This window comes from Pseudomonas sp. IT-P294, assembly GCF_949767865.1.
Lineage (GTDB): Bacteria > Pseudomonadota > Gammaproteobacteria > Pseudomonadales > Pseudomonadaceae > Aquipseudomonas.
This window is the reverse complement of record NZ_CATKQW010000022.1, coordinates 190,924-210,605: the sequence shown is the minus strand read 5'-3', so window position 1 is coordinate 210,605 and position 19,682 is coordinate 190,924. Positions and strand designations below refer to the sequence as shown.

At 58.4% G+C, this 19,682-nt stretch carries 15 protein-coding genes; 7 read left to right on the top strand and 8 right to left on the bottom strand.

Annotation, left to right across the window (positions count from 1 at the left end):
• Positions 1–12: 12 nt before the first annotated feature.
• Positions 13–684, top strand: coding sequence for a GNAT family N-acetyltransferase (locus ACM6I0_RS16105; RefSeq protein WP_285431584.1), 672 nt, complete (start codon positions 13–15; stop codon positions 682–684).
• 34 nt (positions 685–718) lie between these two features.
• Here ACM6I0_RS16105 and ACM6I0_RS16100 read toward each other — a convergent pair whose 3' ends face one another.
• Positions 719–1,618 (bottom strand): homocysteine S-methyltransferase family protein, encoded by a 900-nt coding sequence (locus ACM6I0_RS16100; protein WP_414922794.1) that lies wholly within the window; start codon positions 1,616–1,618, stop codon positions 719–721.
• 112 nt (positions 1,619–1,730) lie between these two features.
• Between ACM6I0_RS16100 and ACM6I0_RS16095 the strand changes: the two genes are divergently transcribed.
• Together ACM6I0_RS16095 and ACM6I0_RS16090 are read left to right on the top strand one after the other, a co-directional pair.
• On the top strand, positions 1,731–2,552 hold the full coding sequence (locus ACM6I0_RS16095) for an ABC transporter substrate-binding protein (protein WP_414922793.1): 822 nt from the start codon (positions 1,731–1,733) through the stop codon (positions 2,550–2,552).
• The gene (locus ACM6I0_RS16090) at positions 2,549–3,385 is read left to right on the top strand and encodes an amino acid ABC transporter permease (RefSeq protein WP_414922792.1); all 837 of its coding nucleotides are present in this window, start codon (positions 2,549–2,551) and stop codon (positions 3,383–3,385) included. Before ACM6I0_RS16095 ends, ACM6I0_RS16090 begins: the two co-directional genes overlap by 4 nt.
• A 127-nt stretch (positions 3,386–3,512) precedes the next feature.
• On the opposite strand, the gene ACM6I0_RS16085 is transcribed toward ACM6I0_RS16090, so the two are convergent.
• Entirely contained in the window at positions 3,513–3,791 is a 279-nt protein-coding gene (locus ACM6I0_RS16085; protein WP_222589090.1) for a helix-turn-helix domain-containing protein, read from the bottom strand.
• Positions 3,788–5,140, bottom strand: coding sequence for a HipA domain-containing protein (locus ACM6I0_RS16080; RefSeq protein WP_414922791.1), 1,353 nt, complete (start codon positions 5,138–5,140; stop codon positions 3,788–3,790). The genes ACM6I0_RS16085 and ACM6I0_RS16080 overlap by 4 nt, the downstream gene beginning before the upstream one ends.
• 385 nt (positions 5,141–5,525) lie before the next feature.
• On the opposite strand from ACM6I0_RS16080, the gene ACM6I0_RS16075 reads away from it, so the two are divergent.
• Complete coding sequence (locus ACM6I0_RS16075; RefSeq protein WP_414922790.1) at positions 5,526–7,745, top strand: autotransporter domain-containing protein; 2,220 nt, start codon at positions 5,526–5,528, stop codon at positions 7,743–7,745.
• Positions 7,746–7,821: 76 nt separating this feature from the next.
• Here ACM6I0_RS16075 and oadA read toward each other — a convergent pair whose 3' ends face one another.
• Entirely contained in the window at positions 7,822–9,645 is a 1,824-nt protein-coding gene (gene oadA, locus ACM6I0_RS16070) for a sodium-extruding oxaloacetate decarboxylase subunit alpha (protein ID WP_414922789.1), read from the bottom strand.
• Between the two features lie 11 nt (positions 9,646–9,656).
• Entirely contained in the window at positions 9,657–11,072 is a 1,416-nt protein-coding gene (locus tag ACM6I0_RS16065; protein ID WP_033059614.1) for an acetyl-CoA carboxylase biotin carboxylase subunit, read from the bottom strand.
• A 190-nt stretch (positions 11,073–11,262) separates the two neighbouring features.
• Here ACM6I0_RS16065 and ACM6I0_RS16060 point away from each other — a divergent pair, with 190 nt between their 5' ends.
• On the top strand, positions 11,263–12,225 hold the full coding sequence (locus tag ACM6I0_RS16060; protein ID WP_285431576.1) for a LysR family transcriptional regulator: 963 nt from the start codon (positions 11,263–11,265) through the stop codon (positions 12,223–12,225).
• Here ACM6I0_RS16060 and ACM6I0_RS16055 read toward each other — a convergent pair.
• From ACM6I0_RS16055 to ACM6I0_RS16045, 3 genes are all read right to left on the bottom strand, one after another.
• Positions 12,167–12,379 carry a PA3496 family putative envelope integrity protein gene (locus tag ACM6I0_RS16055; RefSeq protein WP_090177774.1) on the bottom strand — a complete coding sequence of 71 codons (213 nt, stop codon included), beginning with the start codon at positions 12,377–12,379 and terminating at the stop codon, positions 12,167–12,169. The genes ACM6I0_RS16060 and ACM6I0_RS16055 overlap by 59 nt on opposite strands.
• Positions 12,380–12,602: 223 nt before the next feature.
• Positions 12,603–13,469, bottom strand: coding sequence for a transcriptional regulator HexR (hexR, locus tag ACM6I0_RS16050; protein ID WP_008027445.1), 867 nt, complete (start codon positions 13,467–13,469; stop codon positions 12,603–12,605).
• A gap of 166 nt (positions 13,470–13,635) precedes the next feature.
• Positions 13,636–16,506 carry an EAL domain-containing protein gene (locus ACM6I0_RS16045; protein ID WP_285431573.1) on the bottom strand — a complete coding sequence of 957 codons (2,871 nt, stop codon included), beginning with the start codon at positions 16,504–16,506 and terminating at the stop codon, positions 13,636–13,638.
• A 258-nt stretch (positions 16,507–16,764) separates the two neighbouring features.
• On the opposite strand from ACM6I0_RS16045, the gene uvrD reads away from it, so the two are divergent.
• Together uvrD and ACM6I0_RS16035 are read left to right on the top strand one after the other, a co-directional pair.
• Positions 16,765–18,948, top strand: a complete 2,184-nt coding sequence (uvrD, locus tag ACM6I0_RS16040) for a DNA helicase II (RefSeq protein WP_414922788.1) — start codon at positions 16,765–16,767, stop codon at positions 18,946–18,948.
• 153 nt (positions 18,949–19,101) lie between these two features.
• Positions 19,102–19,542: an EamA family transporter gene (locus ACM6I0_RS16035; protein ID WP_285431571.1), complete on the top strand. Its 441-nt coding sequence runs from the start codon at positions 19,102–19,104 to the stop codon at positions 19,540–19,542.
• The last annotated feature ends 140 nt before the right edge of the window (positions 19,543–19,682 follow it).

The following is a 19,682-nucleotide window of genomic DNA, read 5'->3' as shown; positions in this document are numbered from 1 at the left end:
AAGGAGAACAACATGTCGACTTCACTCGCCAACTGGACAGGCGTCCCGGCGCCATCGGTCCAAATTCTCGAAGGGCGTTTCATCCGCCTGGAGAAACTCGACCCGGCGCGTCACGCCGATGGTTTGTGGAAAGCCCTGCAAGGCCCGGGCTCAGACCCGAAGCTCTGGGACTATTTGCCGTACGGGCCTTTTCCTGAGCGCAGCGCGTTCAACGACTGGCTGAACAATCATGCGGCCAACAGCGACCCGTATTTCTTCAGCGTGATCGACCGCGCCAGTGGTGAGGTGCAGGGCATCCTCAGTCTGATGTCGATTGTTCCTGCTCAGGGGCGCATCGAAATAGGCCATGTAACCTTCGGCGCGCCGATGCAGCGCTCGCCAAAAAGTACCGAGGCGATTTATTTGCTGGCCAAGGAGTGTTTCGCGCTGGGTTACCGACGCCTTGAGTGGAAGTGCAACAACGGCAACGCCCGCTCCAAGTACGCGGCGGAGCGCTTGGGGTTCAGTTTTGAAGGTGTGTTCCGCCAGCATATGGTGGTCAAGGGACAGAACCGGGACACGGCGTGGTACTCGATTCTGGATTCGGAATGGCCGGCGATTGGCGCCGGGTTCGAGCGCTGGTTGAGCGATGAGAATCAGACAGAGTCAGGGCAGCTGAAAACTCTCGCCGAGTGCCGCACCTGACGAGCGTTTCCCACGCTCTGCGTGGGAACGATCTTTAGGCGAGTTTCTGGGCCAACACTGCGATGTGCTCCGGCCCTATTCCACAGCAGCCTCCCAAATGGCTGGCGCCGCGTTCTTTCCAGTCCGCCGCCCAGTGCAGATAGCCGGGCGGATCGAGGTCTTCGCGCAACGGATCAAGACCGTCGTTGGCGGTGGCCTCCTTCGGTTGCGGCGGGAAGGCATTGGCGTACGCGCCAATGTGAATCTTCACCCCCAAACGCTCGAAGGTTTCCCGCGCGGCATCAATCGCAGCACCAATCACTTCCGGCTGGCTGCAGTTGAACAGCAACGTCTCGACGCCTAACTCAGCCGCCACCTCAGCCGCTTCAGCGACCGGCTCTCCGGAACGTAAACGCGGCACTTCGTCCGTGTCTTCATCCTTCAAGGTAAACGACAGCCAGAACGGCTTGCCGTCCTTTGGCAGCCCCGCGTGAATCGCCCGAGCCTCTATAGTCGAGCTCTGGGTTTCAGCCAGCCACAGGTCGACATGCGGTGCCAGCCCGGTCACCAGCGGAGCCAGCAATTCATTAACCCGGGCAGCGTCGAACAGATCCGGGCGGTAAGAACCGAACAGCGGCGGTAATGAACCCGCCACCCGTACAGCCTTGCCCGAGGCAGTGACGGCACGTCGGGCCAACTCACCGGCGAGCGCTGCCAGGGCCTGACCTTCAGCGGCAAAACGCTCTTCGCCAATGTGAAACGGCACCACCGCATAGCTGTTGCTGGTGATCACGTCGGCACCAGAGTCGATATAAGCCGCATGCACCGCTTCCACCGCTTGCGGCGCTTCGCTCAAGGCCAGTGCCGACCATTCCGGTTGTCTGAACGGCGCCCCTCGGCGTTGCAACTCACGACCCATGCCGCCATCCAGAATTACTGTATTCGCTGCGTCCATATGCTTTTTTCTCATATGCTTATGAAAATAACTCACTACCAGAGTTGCCCTTATAACTATTTAATACGCACCATCCGGTTAATAACAACCATTTTTTTATCAGGGATCGACTGTGAAAATTCAACCGCTACTAGCCCTGGGCCTGACGATTCTGGCTGCCTCCACCCAAGCCTTTGGCGGCGCTACGCTGGATCGCATCGAGCAAAAGAAAGAACTCGTGGGCGTGTTGATGGAGAGCTATCCACCCTTCTCGTTTCTGAATGAGCAAAACCAACTCGCCGGTTTCGACGTGGATGTCGCCAAAGCCGTGGCGGATAAACTGGGCGTCAAACTGCGCCTCGAAACCCCGTCGTGGGATGTGATCGCCGCTGGCCGCTGGAGCGGGCGCTACGACATCTGCGTCTGCTCCATGACCCCGAGCAAGGCCCGCGCCGAAGTTTTCGATTTCCCGGTCGAGTACTACGCCTCGCCAGCGGTGATCGTGGTCAACGCCAAGGACGACAGTATCCACAGCGCCAAAGACCTGAGCGGCAAGAAAGTCGGCCTTACCAGCGCCTCCAGCTACGAAAGCTATCTGAACAAAAACCTGGTGATCGAAGGCGCCGAAGACACCCAGTTGCAGTATCCGTTTGAAAATGTGCAGATCGCACCGTATGACACCGACAACGTAGCGTTCCAGGACTTGGCACTGGGCGCTGGCGTGCGGCTCGATGCGATCCTCACCAATCTCGTCACCGCGCAACCACGGCTGACCGAAGACAAGCGCTTCAAGCTGGCCGGCGAGCCGCTGTACTCGGAACCAAACTCGGTCGCCATCGAAAAGGGCGATGCACAGTGGAACGCCAAGGTGCGTGATGTCTTTGCGCAACTGAAACAGGACGGCACCCTGAGCAAGCTCTCGCAAAAATGGATCGGCGCCGACATCAGCAAATGACTTCTTTCCCGACACCTCCTCAGCCACCGCAACCGGTGGCTGAATCCCGGCTGCAACGAGTTTTCGGCTTTCGCACACGGCTGTACCTGACCTGGGCCGCGATGCTGGGTTTGTTCGCCAGTTTCTTCCTGAGCTTCGACCTGAAGTTCTCGATCATCCTCGACAAACTGCCCAACCTGATCGGCCTGCACCTGGCGCCAAACGGCTTCCTGCAAGGCGCGGCGCTGACACTGTTTTTGTGCCTGTGCTCAATCGTGACGTCGTCACTGCTGGGTTTCATCACCGCCCTGGCGCGACTGTCGAAAAGTGCCGTAGCCTTTGGCATCGCAAGCTTCTACGCCTCGTTCTTTCGCGGCACGCCGCTGCTGATCCAGATCCTGCTGATCTACCTGGGCCTGCCGCAACTCGGCATCGTCCCAGGCGCCATCGCCGCCGGCATCATCGCCCTGTCGCTGAACTACGGCGCCTACCTCAGCGAAATTTTCCGCGCCGGCATCCTCGGCGTTCCCCACGGCCAACGCGAAGCCTCCCTGGCGCTGGGCATGCGCGAAACCGTGATTTTCTGGCGCGTCACCCTGCCCCAGGCCATGCGCACCATCATTCCGCCGACCACCAATCAATTCATCTCCATGCTCAAGGACTCGTCACTGATCTCGGTGATGGGCGTCTGGGAAGTGATGTTTTTGGCGCAGTCGTATGGACGGTCAAGCTATCGGTACATCGAGATGCTGACGACTGCAGCCATCATTTATTGGGTGATGTCGATTGGGTTGGAGCTGATTCAGGCGAGGATGGAGCGGCATTACGGGAAGGCGTATTTGAGCCGTAGTTAGCAAAATGTCGCAGCCTTCGAATGTTGTAGATGCCGTCTTGAATGTCACCGAGCAAGCTCAAGTTTCGGATAATAGGGTGGCCTGACTTGAGCAAGCGCAATCGACATTGCGTACAAACAGTGTCGATTCAGCTGAGATCACGTCGAACCCGCACGACGCCCATCTTTAATCCAAACGGTCGGAACACCGAATTCAACGATTTCAGCGTCTGATTCCCTTCCCCATGTTCGATATGCACCAGCGTGCGCACCGAGACTTTGCACATCTTGGCAAACTGGGTCTGGTGCAGGCCTGTGACTTCCACCCGCAAGCGACGGACTGCCTCACCAATCTCAAGAGTGCCTTGGGCCAGCGCCTCTTGAATGCTTTCTATGAGCACTGTGCGCTCGGCAACCGTCATGCTCATTTCAGGTCCCACTCTTTCAAACGCTGCTCCAGATTTTTCAATGCAATTCGCGGGTGATTCATTGTGGCGTCGGGCAATCCGCTGTCAGTCAGAATGTCCGGGAGTGCCAACAAGTGTCTGGCATCTTCCCGCAGGCGTTCAAAGGAACCCGGTAAATCAATTAGCGCTGCCAGCGGATCATTCGGATCAGCGATGTCGGCCAATGCCTGGCACACACCACGCCAATTTACATCCCCAGCCCTCTCCAATTCTTTTGGCCACTTGGTGGTTCTTGTGACGCCTTCGTCGTCCATCACCATTGGCGCCAAGTCGTAGATCGGTGCCAGGCGAAACGAGGCCGTATCGCGGATGATCGCGGTATTGCGCCCGTGGTTATCTGAGTTGCCGAGGATTTTATTGAGCAGATCCCGACGCAGGTAGTCAGCAACGAGATCAGGGATTTGGTGCGCCTGCCCCGCATCACGCCATAGTCCCGCAAGCAGCCGGATAACTTCCATGTGGTCCATCGGGCTACCGGGCGTGGTTATTTGCGCCAGAGAGTAGATCGACTCCACGGCAAAACGCTCGACACCCTGAGGGGTTACTTGTCGATCAAAACGGTGCATCCACAAGCTAGGTTTGGTTGCCTCCTCCAAGGCCAAGCCCTGTTCTGCCACCGTTTCGATGCCCAGCTTTTGTAGTGCCTTGTAGTAGTGGTACTCACTCCTGAGGATGTCCTGATCGTTGCGGGTTCCTTTACTACGAGAAAATTTCACGAACCAGTGCTGGGTGACCGCTGCGTCGCCCAATACTGCGTCGGGATATAAATTTCCATCCTTACCCTGAGCCAACAAAAGTTTTGGCGCCTCGCCACCAGCCCCCGTAGCCCCCCCAATTGCTGCGCCCTGCTCATAGGCATATTCGAGAAACCGGTTATCACGACTAATGACGTCCTGGCGTTTAAACCCTATAGGCTCGCGCTGATCTACTGCCTCGGCGGATTCCTTTATGCGCATATTGCCAATCGGTGCCGGAGTGCTTCTGGCCAGTAAATAAAGGTCGGCACTGACGTCAGCAGGTTTGTCGCGACCTAGGTGTGCCAGAAGAAACCTCTTGGCTGCGCCGGCAGGAGCAATGTCATGCAGAAAGGCTGGCGCGTTAGACCGCTTACCCTCGAAGTCCAGAGGAAACCTGGCACTTACTGCCTTGGCAAAGGATGATCCAATATCTTCAATGCTTTCGACGAGATAGGGCGTTTCGTAGCCGAAATCACATCGACTCTCGAAACCTTTTTCCGGGCTGTCGAAGTTTAAGCCCATTGCGTCGTGCCAAATTCCTTCGGCGAATATCTGTAACGTCAGGGTGTACATACCGTCATCACCTGCATTTAAATGCATTTTCAAGAGCTATTTTGGCCCACAGGTGCAATATAGTGCATTTATCTCAAGGCAAGCGAACCAAAAAACGCAATAAAATGCATTTTCGGAACTCATTGTTCGTATGGAACGCAAAATAATGCAGATATCGGCAACTTCGGCACTGGGCATGAGTTTCTGATTTTGCGATAGCCGGCAATGTCTCGATGAGTTGTGAGAAAGGTCGTCGATTCGACGGGCTAAAAAACCGCTGTTACCCGGCGACTCGCCCTTTTCGACACGACTATTTGACACCACCTGCACACCCACCAGAAACGCCTGACATCGGCAATCAAGCGCTCTCTTTAGAGTTTTCCTCTTTCAATAGAGGCAAAACTCAATGTTCGCTCAACACAGATACCGTCCACATCACTTGGCGCTGGCCATTGCGCTGGCAGTGGGTTGCACTGATTTTTCATATGCCCAGCAGACAGTCGTCGATGCCGGCACTCCTTCTTCTGAAACACCGGAGCAGCTCACCGCGCAGCTCGAGGCTTTTATCAACCACCCCGACACAACCAAGACTTCCATAACCAGAGCAGTAGACGGGTTTAACCGGGCTTTCAGCGAAGGAAACGACCTTGTCACCGTATCTGGCCGAGGATCCCTTACCGGCGTTGTTGACGGTCGTGGCGGGACCAATTTCCTGCAGCTTGATACGGCAAGTGGCGGCACGCTGGGCGAGAGTCGCAACTTCGAAGGCCTGGAACTCAAACGAAGCACGTGGACCGTGAACAGTCCAAATGACTTCAAAACGGGTGTATGGGTGCGCTCCCGGGCAACACTCATCAATGACGGGGGTATCGAAGGAGGAGCGTTGATCCAGGGTTCTCTTGTCAACACTGGCAAGATCTGGGGCAACGTAACGGTGCAATCAGGTGGCACCCTGACCAACTCGGGGACTGTCGTGGGCGAGGTCCTTGTGGATGAAAAAGGTGTTTTTGCCGGCAATGGTCGAGTTGGGGCCTTGCAGGTCAACGGCCGTTTCTCCGTCGACAAGATTCACGGTGCGCCGACAGTGTCGGGCGATCTGAGGCTTTCCAAAACGGCCGAGCTGACCTACGAGGTCGACGCCGACCGCAAAAGTGCAACGGTTGTAGTCGACGGCACCGCCAGTCTGGGGGACGCGACGCTGAACATTGTTGCGTCATCGGGCGACTATCCAACCGTCAGCGCAAACACCATTCTTTTAGCCAATAGAGTCGAAGGGGAATTTGGAAAGGTCCTCAGTAACCTTGCGTTTTTAACGCCCAAGGTTGAATACGAAGAGCAGAAAGTCGATCTGATCCTTACCCGTAACGACGTGCCTATCGAGTCTTTTGCAATCACCGAGAACGGGGAGGAATTCGCCCAAAGCGTTGAAGAGCCGATCGACATAACGCAAGCGCAGACTGCACCTGAGAATGCTCCCCTCGTCGTTGAAGCGCTGACTCCACCCACAGGCGCTGATACGCCTGTCACCGCCCCAGCTCTTGCGACAGCAGCAAACCCCGCCCCCTCGCCAGCACAACCCGCCACGCCCACCAATGCCGCTGTCGTCGCGCTGCTCGGCGCCGATATACAAACCGCCTCTCATGCAATCGAGCAACTGGCCGGTAGCAACAACGCCAACCTCGCTAAGGCAACCCTCAACAGCGACAGTCCGATCAGCACAACCCTGCTCTCGGCCATGCGCCAACTGGACAGTGCGGCAGGCTTTGGCAATCAGAAGAATTCTCCGCGCATAGCCGCAGGCAGTGAACAAAACAGCAGAATCTGGTTACAGGCACTTGGTCATGGCGGAACGCTGGATCGCGACTACGACCCTCTGAAACATTCCACCCAAGGCTTGGTGATGGGCGCCGATTGGCGCATCGATGAGCAATGGCGTATCGGCGTGATGGCTGGCAAATCCGACACTCGCCTGGACAGCCGTGATCTCGACGGCGATCTCGACAGCTGGCATCTGGGTGCCTACGCCCAGCGCCAGAACGGTCCTGTGGCGCTACGCCTGGGCGCGACCTACAGCAATCACGATGGCAGCACCCAACGCCGTGTTGCCTTCAACGGTTTCAGCGACCGTCCGCTAGGTCACTACGATGCCAGCACCCAACAGGCCTTCGCTGAAGTGGGTTACAACCTGGGCCGTGCCAACGTCAGCATCGAACCGTTCGCCAGCCTGGGTTACCAACGCTATCAGCGTGACGGCTACACCGAAAAAGGTGGCGCCGCCGCATTGAAGGTCCAGGGCCAGACTCAAAACAACCTGAACAGCACATTCGGCTTGCGGCTGGCGAAGATCAACACCCTGGATAACGGCATGCAACTGACCCCACGATTCAGTGCCGGCTGGAAGCACACCTACGCAGACGTCTACAGCGATACCCGTCAGCGACTGGTAACAGGCGGAAAAAACTACAGCGTTTACGGTGCACCGCTGGATCGGGACAGCTTGCTGGTCGATGCGGGACTGGACCTTGGGCTATCGGCGAACCATACGCTTGGCGTCGGCCTTAATGGTGAGTTCGGCACCGACAGCCGAAACCATGGCGTAACAGGTCAATGGCGGATGAATTTCTAAGCCACAAATCCCGGGCGAAAAAAAAGGGGAGCACATGCCCCCCCGAGGTTTAAAGCGGTCAATCGAGGCTGTTAACTCAGCCTTCGATCTCGATCAGGATTTCGCCCGGATTCACCCGGTCGCCCTTGGCCACGTGGATGGCGGTGACTTTGCCGGCGATGGCCGATTGGACTTCGGTTTCCATCTTCATCGCTTCGGTGATCAGCACGGCTTGCCCGGCTTTCACGGAATCGCCTTCCTTGACCAGCACGTCGACGATGTTGCCCGGCATGGTGGTGCTGACGTGGCCCGGTGCAGTGGCTTGCTTGCGCTTGCTGCTGCCGCCGCTGACGAATTCATTGAGCGGCTCGAACACCACTTCTTCCGGCATGCCGTCGATGGACAGGTAGAAGTGACGCTTGCCTTCGGCCTTCACGCCAACACCGGTGATGTCGACGCGGTAGGTTTCGCCGTGGACGTCGATGACGAACTCGGTCGGCACGCCTTCGCCGCCGGCCGAGGCCACGCCGCCCGCTTCAGGAATCGGCAACAGCACTTCTGGAGTCAGGGTGCCGGCAGCGCGTTCTTCGAGGAACTTACGGCCGATGTCCGGGAACATGGCGTAGGTCAGCACGTCTTCTTCAGACTTGGCCACGGCACCGATTTCAGCGCGCAGCTTGGCCATTTCAGGCTTGAGCAGGTCAGCTGGACGGACGTCGATCACCTCTTCGCTGCCGATCGCCTGGCGACGCAATTTCTCGTTCACGGTGCCCGGCGCTTTACCGTAGCCGCCTTGCAGGTAGAGCTTCACTTCGTTGGTGATGGTCTTGTAGCGCTCGCCGGCCAGCACGTTGAAGAACGCCTGGGTGCCGACGATCTGCGAAGTCGGAGTCACCAGCGGCGGGAAGCCGAGGTCCTCACGAACGCGCGGGATTTCGGCCAGCACTTCGCCCATACGGTTCAGTGCGCCCTGCTCTTTCAACTGGTTGGCCAGGTTGGAGATCATCCCGCCCGGTACCTGGTTGACTTGAACGCGGGTGTCGACGGCGGTGAATTCGCTTTCGAACTGGTGGTACTTCTTGCGCACGGCGTAGAAGTACAGGCCGATCTCCTGGAGCAGTTCCAGATTCAGACCGGTGTCGAACTCGGTGCCTTTAAGGGCGGCAACCATCGACTCAGTGCCGGGGTGGCTGGTGCCCGAGGCCATGCTGGAAATAGCGGTGTCGATATGATCAGCACCGTTTTCGATGGCCTTGAGTTGGCACATTGTGGCCAGGCCAGCCGTGTCGTGGGAGTGGATGAAGACCGGCAGCGATTGCTCGGACTTCAATGCCTTGACCAGTTCGCCGGTGGCGTACGGCGTCAGCAAGCCAGCCATGTCCTTGATCGCGACCGAGTCGCAACCCATGGCTTCCATTTGCTTGGCTTGAGCCACAAAGGCCTCAATGGTGTGCACCGGGCTGGTGGTGTAAGCGATGGTGCCCTGGGCGTGTTTGCCAGCGGCTTTCACGGCTTCGATGGCCACGCGCAGGTTACGCACGTCGTTCATCGCGTCGAAGATGCGGAACACGTCGATGCCGTTGACGGCGGCCTTGGCGACGAAGGCTCTGACCACATCATCGCTGTAGTGGCGGTAGCCCAGCAGGTTCTGGCCACGCAGGAGCATTTGCAGGCGCGTGTTAGGCAACGCCGCGCGCAGTTGACGCAGGCGCTCCCACGGGTCTTCTTTCAGGAAGCGTACGCAGGCGTCGAAGGTCGCGCCGCCCCAGCATTCCAGCGACCAGTAGCCGACTTTATCGAGCTTGTCGCAGATCGGCAGCATGTCTTCGGTGCGCATGCGGGTGGCGAGCAGCGATTGATGGGCGTCGCGCAGGACCGTGTCGGTTACGTGGATACGCTTTGTAGGTTGAGAGTTGCTCATTGTTCTTTTCCTCACAGGCCTGCGTGGGCGGCGATGGCGGCGGCGATGGCCAGGGCCAGCTCTTCGGGTTTGCGCTTGATCGAGTAGTTGGTCAGTTCAGGGTGGCTTTCAACGAAGCTGGTATTGAACTGGCCGCTACGGAATTCCGGGTTACGCAGGATTTCCTGGTAGTACGCGGCGGTGGTCTTGACCCCTTGCAGACGCATGTCGTCGAGGGCGCGCAAGCCACGGTCCATCGCTTCTTCCCAGGTCAACGCCCACACCACCAGTTTCAGGCACATCGAATCGTAGAACGGCGGAATGGTGTAGCCGGTGTAGATCGCCGTGTCGGTACGTACGCCAGGGCCGCCAGGGGCGTAGTAGCGGGTGATCTTGCCGAAGCTCGGCAGGAAGTTGTTTTTCGGGTCTTCGGCGTTAATCCGGAATTGCAACGCGAAACCGCGGTGCTGAATGTCTTCCTGTTTCACCGAAAGCGGCAGGCCGGACGCAATGCGGATCTGCTCACGCACAATGTCGATGCCGGTGATTTCTTCGGTGATGGTGTGCTCCACCTGGACCCGGGTGTTCATCTCCATGAAGTACACCTCGCCCTCGGCGAGCAGGAACTCCACGGTGCCGGCGTTCTCATAACCCACGGCCTTGGCTGCACGCACCGACAGGTCGCCGATATAGGCGCGCTGTTCCGGGGTCAGTTGCGGGCTCGGGGCGATTTCGATGAGCTTCTGGTTGCGGCGCTGGATCGAGCAATCACGCTCGAACAGGTGCACCACGTTGCCAAAGCTGTCGCCGAGGATCTGCGCTTCGATGTGTTTCGGATTGACGATGCACTTTTCCAGGAACACTTCCGCGGAACCGAAGGCCTTCGTGGCTTCGGAAATCACTCGGGGGAAAGCCTGTTCAAGTTCTTCACGGCTGTCGCAGCGACGGATACCGCGACCACCACCACCGGAAGTCGCCTTGAGCATCACCGGATAACCAATACGGTCGCCTTCGACCAAGGCTTCCTCGATATCCGCGACGTTGCCTTCGGTGCCTGGAGTGACCGGTACGCCCGCCTTGATCATGCTGCGGCGTGCTTCGGTCTTGTCGCCCATGCGGCGAATAACTTCAGCCGATGGACCAATGAATTTGATACCGCGCTCGGCGCAGATGTCTGCCAGCTCGGCGTTTTCCGAAAGGAATCCATAGCCGGGGTGCAGCGCATCGCAACCGGTCTCTACCGCCAGATTCACCAGCTTGCGTGCATTCAGGTAACCAGCCAATGGCTCGGCACCAATGCTGTGGGCCTCATCCGCGCGCTTCACATGCAAGGCATGGCGGTCGGCGTCGGAATAAATCGCGACCGAGCGAATGCCCATCTCGGCGCAGGCACGCACGATTCGTACGGCAATCTCACCACGGTTGGCGATCAGGATCTTTTTTATCACTTGGAGGTTCCCTTGAGCCGGTGGTACCCACAACCTGCTAGACCAGGTCGACGCGTGACTAAATGTTTCAATTTAGTCGCAGCCCCACACTAGCCCCCACAAGGGATTAACAAAAATGATTAATAATTGGGTTAGGCATAAGTAAAGACTTATAGTTGAGTCATCAGCCTGCGAGCAGAGACTACAAAAAATGCGTAAGTCCTTGATGCGTATGACATTGCGTCAATTGCAGATTTTCAATGAAGTCTGTGATTTGAGGTCCTACAGCCGTGCGGCCGACGAAATGTCCCTCACACAACCGGCCGTCAGCCTACAGATTCGTCAACTCGAAGAGCTGATTGGCCAGCCTCTGTTCGACTATGTTGGCAAAAAACTCTACATGACGGAGGCGGCAGAAGCACTACAGCGAGCCAGTCGGGACATTTTCGGACGCCTGGAAAACCTCGACATGCAGCTTTCGGATATGCAGGGTTCGCTGCAGGGTCAGTTGAAACTGGCGGTCGAGTCCAGCGCCAAGTATTTCGTGCCGCACCTGTTTGCTGCGTTCAAGCGCCAGCATCCGGAAGTGAATTTGCAACTGACGGTGGTCAACCGAGGACAGGTAATCCGTCGACTGTCTGATAACCGCGACGACCTGGTGATCATGTCCATGGTGCCGCAGGACATGGGGCTGGAGTTTCTGCCGTTCCTCAACAACCCGATCGTGGCCGTGGCACCGCCGGATCATCCGCTGTGCCACATGGGGCCTCTGCGCTTGCAGGACCTTGAACCTTACACGTTGTTGCTGCGCGAACCCGGCTCAGGAACGCGATTGGCGTGCGAAGAGTATTTCAAGGAAAAGCGTGTGCACTTCAACCAGACGCAGGAGGTTTCCTCGGCTGAAGCCCAGCGTGAATGTGTACTGGCGGGTCTGGGCGTCGCGCTGTTGACGCGCCACGCCCTGAACCTTGAGTTGGCGACCGGCGGATTGATCGAGCTGCCGGTCGAAGAACTGCCGCTGTATCGCAGCTGGTGCCTGGTACAGGCCAAGGCCAAACGACTGTCGCCGGTGGCCCACGCATTCCTTGCGTTTATCCGCAGCGAACGGGTGCAGATCAGCGCGTTGGTTGAGCGCTTCGACGGGAAATTGCGGGAGCTGCCTGCCAGTAGTTGAGTTCCAGATCGGCGGGAAGATCGCCGATCTCGGCCAGCAGCTGACGGCGTTCGCAGCGATCTTCGATAGCGCGACGGAACTCCATGCGGCGCTGATCTTCCTGCTGACGACGGGTTTTGACGGCGCTGTTGCGTTCTTCGTAGGGCTGGGCCATTTCGAGTCTCCCAAGGCGATTACGGGAGTTTCAAGATAGGCGCAGGGGATGACGGTTTGGCGGCGAAGGGATTACAGGGATGTGAATCTTCGGTGCTCTCGAAGACGCCATCGCGAGCAGGCTCGCACACAGGAGAACAGCGTTCGGCAGGAGAACGCGGTCAAATGTGGGAGCGAGCCCGCTCGCGATTAAGGTCGGAACGACCTTACGACGACGTCAGTCGTCAGTCGTCCAGCGCCTTCACCGACTTTGGCGACAGCCGCAAGCTGCGAAGGCTGCGCTTGACGCTCTTGAGGTGATTGACCAGGCTCGGCCCGCGCGCCATGGCCACGCCCATCGCCAACACGTCGATCACCACCAGGTGGGCAATGCGCGACGTCAGCGGGGTGTAGATTTCGGTGTCTTCGTGCACATCGATCGCCAGGTTGACGGTCGACAGCTCGGCCAACGGTGTCTGGCTCGGGCATAAAGTGATCAGCGAGGCGCCGCTTTCGCGCACCAGGTTAGCGGTGATCAACAGATCCTTGGAACGACCGGACTGGGAAATGCAGATCGCCACGTCTGTCGGCTTCAACGTCACCGCCGACATCGCCTGCATGTGCGGATCGGAGTACGCCGCCGCCGTCAGCAGCAAGCGGAAGAATTTGTGCTGGGCATCCGCCGCCACTGCACCCGAAGCACCAAAACCATAGAATTCGACGCGCTGGGCCTGGGACATCAGCGACACGGCCCGTTGCAATTCCACCGGATCGAGCTTCTCGCGAACCTCCATCAGGGTGTGCAGGGTGGTGTCGAAGATTTTCAGGCTGTAGTCGGCGACCGAATCGTCTTCATGGATGGCGAACTGGCCGAAGCTCGCGCCCGCCGCAAGGCTTTGCGCCAGCTTCAGTTTCAAGTCCTGGAAACCCGAGCAACCGATGGCACGGCAGAAGCGCACGATGGTCGGCTCGCTGATGCCCACGCTGTGGGCCAGGTCGGCCATGGAGCTGTGCATCACCGCCGCAGGATCAAGCAGCACGTGGTCGGCGACCTTGAGCTCCGACTTGCGTAAGAGGTGGCGTGACTGGGCGATGTGTTGCAGCAGATTCAAAGGGCTGGACTCTTTGTTATTGGCAGGTGCCGGGGATGTAGCAAGTTTGTAGTTATACTACATGAATCGGCTTTTTGCCTGCTCAATGCGTAACTCGATGTCCCCATTCCACGCCACATGCGCTCCATGTAGCCCTTCGGGACCCTTTGGCAGTTGCCGCAAGCTCTTACAGTGCCGTGTCAAGGCGCAACAGTGCGGCCAAGTCATCAGCCTCTACTGGGCGGCTGATCAAATAACCCTGCACTTCATCACAGTGCTCGGCTTTCAAAAACTCCAGTTGCTCTGCCCGCTCCACGCCCTCAGCCACGACCTTCAGTGACAAGCCATGCGCCATGGCAATGATTGCCCGAGTGATCGCCGCATCTTCGCTGCCCTGCCCCAGACCGCGAATGAACGCCTGATCGATCTTCACGTAATCCACTGGAATACGTTTGAGGTAACTCAGGGAAGAATACCCGGTGCCGAAATCGTCAATCGCCAGTTTCACGCCCAGGTCACGCAACTGCTGGAACGTCGCGATGATGTGTTCGACGCTGTCGAGCAACTGGCTTTCGGTCAGTTCGAGCTCCAGGCAATGCGGCGCCAGACCGGTTTCTTCCAGCACCTGCCGCACCAGGCTGACCAGCTTGCCCTGGCGCAATTGATGCACCGACAAATTGACCGACACGCGAATCGGCTCAAGCCCCTGGCGCTGCCATTCGCAGGCCTGCCAACAGGCTTGGCGCAAGACGAACTCGCCGATTGGGCCGATCAACCCGGTTTCCTCGGCCAGACCGATGAACTCCCCCGGCGGCACCCGGCCCATGGTCGGGTGGTCCCAACGCACCAGCGCTTCCGCGGCATTCAGGCGGCCCGTGGCGAGGCAGAGTTTTGGTTGGTAATAGACTTGCAGCTGCTTTTCTTCGACGGCTTTGCGCAGCTGGTTTTCCAGCTGCAGACGTTCGAGCGTGCTGGCCTGCAGGCTTTCGGTATAGAACTGGAAGTTGTTGCCGCCCAAGTGCTTGGCATGTTGCATGGCAATGTTGGATTGGCTGACCAGCGCGGAAATCTCCCGGGCGTTGTCCGGCAACATGCTGATGCCCATGGACGCGCTGACTACCAGTTCATGCCCGTCGACAGTAATCGGCAAACGCAGTTTGGCGCACAAGCGGGTCGCCACCCGCGCCAGGCTCGACAGGTTGCCATAGGCATCGAACAGCACTGCAAACTCGTCACCGGAAAGCCGGGCGATGGTGTCCGCTTCTGGCAGCGCATTGACCAATCGACGGGCCATTTTTTGCAGAAGCTGGTCGGCGACTTCATGGCCGAGACTGGCGTTGAGCAGCTTGAAACGATCCAGGTTGATGTGCAGCAGCGCCAGACTTCGACGTCCGCCCTGGCGCACCCGCTGATGAGCGTCTCGCAGCCGTTCACGGAACAACGAACGGTTGGCCAGGCCGGTCAGTTCGTCGTAGTGAGTCAGGTAGCGCATGCGCTCTTCTGATTCGCGCCGGGCCGACAAATCAGCGAAGAAGCCGACAATATGACTCACATTTCCCCGAGCATCGCGCACGGCGTTAAGTTGCAGCCACTGCGGGTAGAGCTCGCCGTTCTTGCGCGTCTCTACCAACTCACCCTGCCAGGTGCCGTGCTGCTCCAGGGCCTGATGGATGGCGCTATAGTGCCGGCGGGCATCCCGACTGCACGGTAACTCGACAACGTTACGTCCGAGCATGTCTTCGATGTCGTAACCGGTGACACGACTGAAGGCCTGGTTAATCGCAATCAACGCGTAATTTGGGTCGAAAATCACGATGCCTTCGCTGGCCGCCTCGAACACCGTCGCCGCCAGTTGGCGCTGTTCTTCCTGGCCCTTGCTCGCGCTGATGTCGCGTCGGGTGCCGACCATGCGGATCACCCGACCGCTTTCGCTGCGCTCAACCGCACGGCCACGGTCCTCGATCCAGACCCAATGGCCGTCGCCATGCCGAACGCGGTATTCGATCTGGTAATCCTCGCTACGGCCTTTCAAATGTTCGACCAGGGCACGTCGAAGCGCCGGCAAGTCCTCTGGATGCAGGCGCGGCTTGAGGTGGCTGAGCATCGCGGTCACGAATTCCGGCGCCAGGCCAAACAACTCCTGAAGCTGGGTGTGATGGACTTCATCGGTTTGCAGGTTCCAGTCCCACAAGCCAAGCTCACTGGCCTTCAGCGCCAACGCCAATCGTGCTTCGCTCTTGCTCAAGGCCTGGTTGGCAGCGTCCAGTTCAAGGCTGCGCTGGGCAACGCGGTTTTCCAGCTCGACCTGGGCTTCGCGCAATTTGTCCTCGGCACACCGACGCTGATCGATCTCTTTGGCCAATTCGTGATTGAGCTGGTCTCCGCAGCTCTGGGCCTGCTGCAAGTGTTCGATCAAGGCTTGATTCTGGAAACGTCGCAGCAAACCGTTGTCGATGAGTCGATTGACCTGCCAGGCAACCACGCTCAGCGCGCCCAACAATATCAATCCGAACCAACCCCATCCGTGCTCCTGCTCATCGCCGCCCCAGAACAGGTAGGCAATGGCCGGCAACAGACAAGGCAAGGTAAAGGACAGGAACGCCGGAAGGCTGACTGCATAGGCCACGCTGGCCGACAGTGCGGCGGCGCCGATCAGGCCGAACACCCAGGCTTGCTGGATGAAATTGTCCGCGGGCACCAAAGCGATACCGGCGCCAGCCAGGGTCAGGCCAGTCATGGCAGAACCCAGCAGGAACATGCGACGCCAGACCGGATGCGCCTGACGGTTGGGAATGGCTGAATCAAAGGCCGCGACTTGAATCACGCGCAAGGCCACCAGCGACAACAGCCAGACCAACCAGACACTGACCAGGAAGTAGCGCTGCGGACTCCAGAGCAAGGCGGCGCAGACCAGACCGTTGATCAGCATGAACAGCGTAGGCAGCAGGGAGCCCTGGTAAAGCAGGCGTGTGCGCTCGACCGCCATTTCCATGGCGTACTGTTTACGGATAACCCGGGGCTCCACAGAAGGGCCCGACAGGTCGGAGCTGAGGGTCATAGGCAATGTTCTTGTTCTTATAATGATGAGCATGAGCCCGAAACGTGGACGGAGCATACACAAGCCAATGCCCTTACCAAACTGCTCCAGATCATAAATACAACAAAACGTCAGCCCCCCGTCGCCCGCTGAAAACCCTTTAAGCGAGCCCCGCCAACGCTTGCAGCGAGTGACCGACCGGTCGTCATCCATGCTTCTTTCATCGGCTAATGCAAAGCTCGGTTTGCCCGGTGTGGCGGCGCACCCTAGAATGCCCCGATGCGCGATGATCTCTCCCTTCTGCTGAACTCCCTCAACGATGCCCAACGCCAGGCCGTAGCTGCCCGCGTGGGTCGTCAGTTGGTCCTGGCCGGTGCTGGTTCCGGTAAAACCCGAGTGCTGGTGCACCGTATCGCCTGGTTGATCCAGGTCGAGAACGCCTCGCCCCACTCGATCCTGTCGGTGACCTTCACCAATAAGGCCGCTGCCGAGATGCGTCATCGCATCGAGCAGCTGATGGGTATCAACCCGGCCGGCATGTGGGTCGGCACCTTCCACGGCCTGGCGCACCGTTTGTTGCGGGCGCATTGGCAGGAAGCCGGCCTGAGCCAGACGTTCCAGATTCTGGACAGTGATGACCAGCAACGGCTGGTCAAGCGGGTGATCCGCGAGCTGGGCCTGGACGAACAACGCTGGCCGGCCCGTCAGGCCCAGTGGTTCATCAACGGGCAGAAAGACGAAGGTCTGCGCCCTCAACACATTCAAGCCAGCGGCGACTTGTTCCTGGCGACCATGCGCAGCATCTATGAGGCCTACGAGGCCGCGTGCCTGCGAGCGGGCGTGATCGATTTCTCCGAACTCCTGCTGCGCGCACTCGACCTGTGGCGCGATCACCCTGGGTTGCTTGCCCATTATCAGAAGCGCTTCCGGCACATTCTGGTGGACGAGTTCCAGGACACCAACGCCGTGCAGTACGCCTGGTTGCGCCTGCTGGCCAAGGGCGGCGACAGCCTGATGGTGGTGGGCGACGACGATCAGTCGATCTACGGCTGGCGTGGCGCGAAGATCGAGAACATCTATCAGTATTCGGACGATTTCCCGGATGCCGAGACTATTCGTCTGGAGCAGAACTACCGCTCCACCGCCGGCATTCTCAAGGCTGCCAACGCCCTGATCGCCAACAACACCGGGCGCATGGGCAAAGAGCTGTGGACCGATGGCGGCGAAGGCGAAGCGATCAATTTGTACGCCGCGTTCAACGAACATGACGAAGCACGCTATGTGGTGGAAACCATTGAAAGCGCGCTGAAAACCGGCTTGGCCCGCAGTGATATCGCGATTTTGTACCGCTCCAACGCCCAATCGCGCGTTTTGGAAGAAGCCTTGTTGCGCGAGCGCATTCCGTACCGCATCTATGGCGGTCAGCGCTTCTTCGAACGCGCGGAAATCAAGAACGCCATGGCTTACCTGCGTTTGCTCGAAGGCCGTGGCAACGATGCAGCTCTGGAACGGGTGATTAACGTTCCGGCTCGTGGTATCGGCGAGAAAACCGTTGAAGCGATTCGAGATCATGCGCGCCACAGCGATGTGTCGATGTGGGAAGCCATGCGCTTGCTGGTCGCCAATAAAGGCCTGACCGGACGTGCAGCTGGTGCGCTTGGGGCGTTTATCGAGCTGATCGAGACCCTCGCCGCCAAATGCATGGACATGCCACTGCACTTGATGACCCAGATGGTCATCGAGCAATCCGGGTTGATTGCCTACCACGAAGCGGAAAAAGGCGAGAAAGGCCAGGCCCGGGTAGAAAACCTTGAGGAGCTGGTCAGCGCCGCTCGCAACTTCGAAAACGCAGAAGAAGACGAAGACTTGTCGCCATTGGCGGCGTTCCTCGGTCACGCATCGTTGGAGGCCGGAGACACTCAGGCCGACGAGCATGAAGACAGCATTCAGCTGATGACCTTGCACAGTGCGAAAGGGCTGGAATTCCCTTACGTGTTCCTGGTGGGCATGGAAGAAGGTCTGTTCCCGCACAAGATGAGCCTGGAAGAGCCCGGCCGCCTTGAAGAAGAACGTCGTTTGGCCTACGTCGGTATCACCCGGGCGATGCAGAACCTGGTGATGACCTATGCTGAAACCCGACGCCTGTACGGCAGCGAGACCTACAACAAAGTCTCGCGTTTCGTCCGTGAAGTGCCCAAGGGCCTGATCCAGGAAGTGCGATTGTCCAACAGCGTCAGCCGTCCGTTCGGTGGCGGTCAGCAACAAAGTTCCAGCAGCCTGTTTGGCGGTAGTGAAATCCCGGACACCGGGTTCAGCCTCGGTCAGGCCGTACGGCATTCGGTGTTTGGCGACGGCGTGATCCTGAATTTCGAAGGCGCAGGGGCTCAAGCTCGGGTGCAGGTGAACTTCAGTGAAGGCAGCAAATGGCTGATGTTGGGTTACGCGAAGCTGGAAGCTATTTAGAAGCTATTTAATAGCTTATGTCTGATCGTTCCCACGCTCTGCGTGGGATGCATCCCGTGACGCTCCGCGTCACAGTGGGACGCAGAGCGTCCATGGCGGCGTTACCACGCTGAACGTGGGAACGATCTATCTACAAAGGAAAGGCGCAACAACATGGGCTCAGGTTTCTTTTCTTCTTGGACATTCTGGGCCCTGATGTCGGCGGCATTCGCTGCGATGACCGCCCTATTCGCCAAGATTGGCATCGAAAACGTCAATTCCGACTTCGCCACCCTGTTGCGCACCGTGGTAGTTCTCATCAGCCTGGCCTTGATTTTGTACGCCACGGGCCAATATCAATCATTAGGATCGATCTCGGCCAGGAGCTACCTGTTTCTGCTGCTGTCCGGATTGGCCACCGGTGCCTCGTGGATCTGCTATTTCCGCGCACTGAAAGTGGGACCGGCCTCATTGGTCGCCCCGGTGGACAAACTCAGCGTGGTGCTGGTGGCGGTGCTCAGCGTGGTCCTGCTGGGCGAAAAACTCGACCTGCGCCAATGGGGCGGTATCGGCTTGATTACAGCCGGCGTGGTCATGCTGGCGTTGCGACGCTAGGCATCGTCCTACAGAAACTATCCACTTATCCTACGGACCAAAGTTAACAGGCCTTATTGCGCTGACCGAAGCTGAACACAAGCTGTCAGGCAAAAGCCCGAAACACTCTGCCGCTAGCCAGTAACACATTCGCTGTGCAA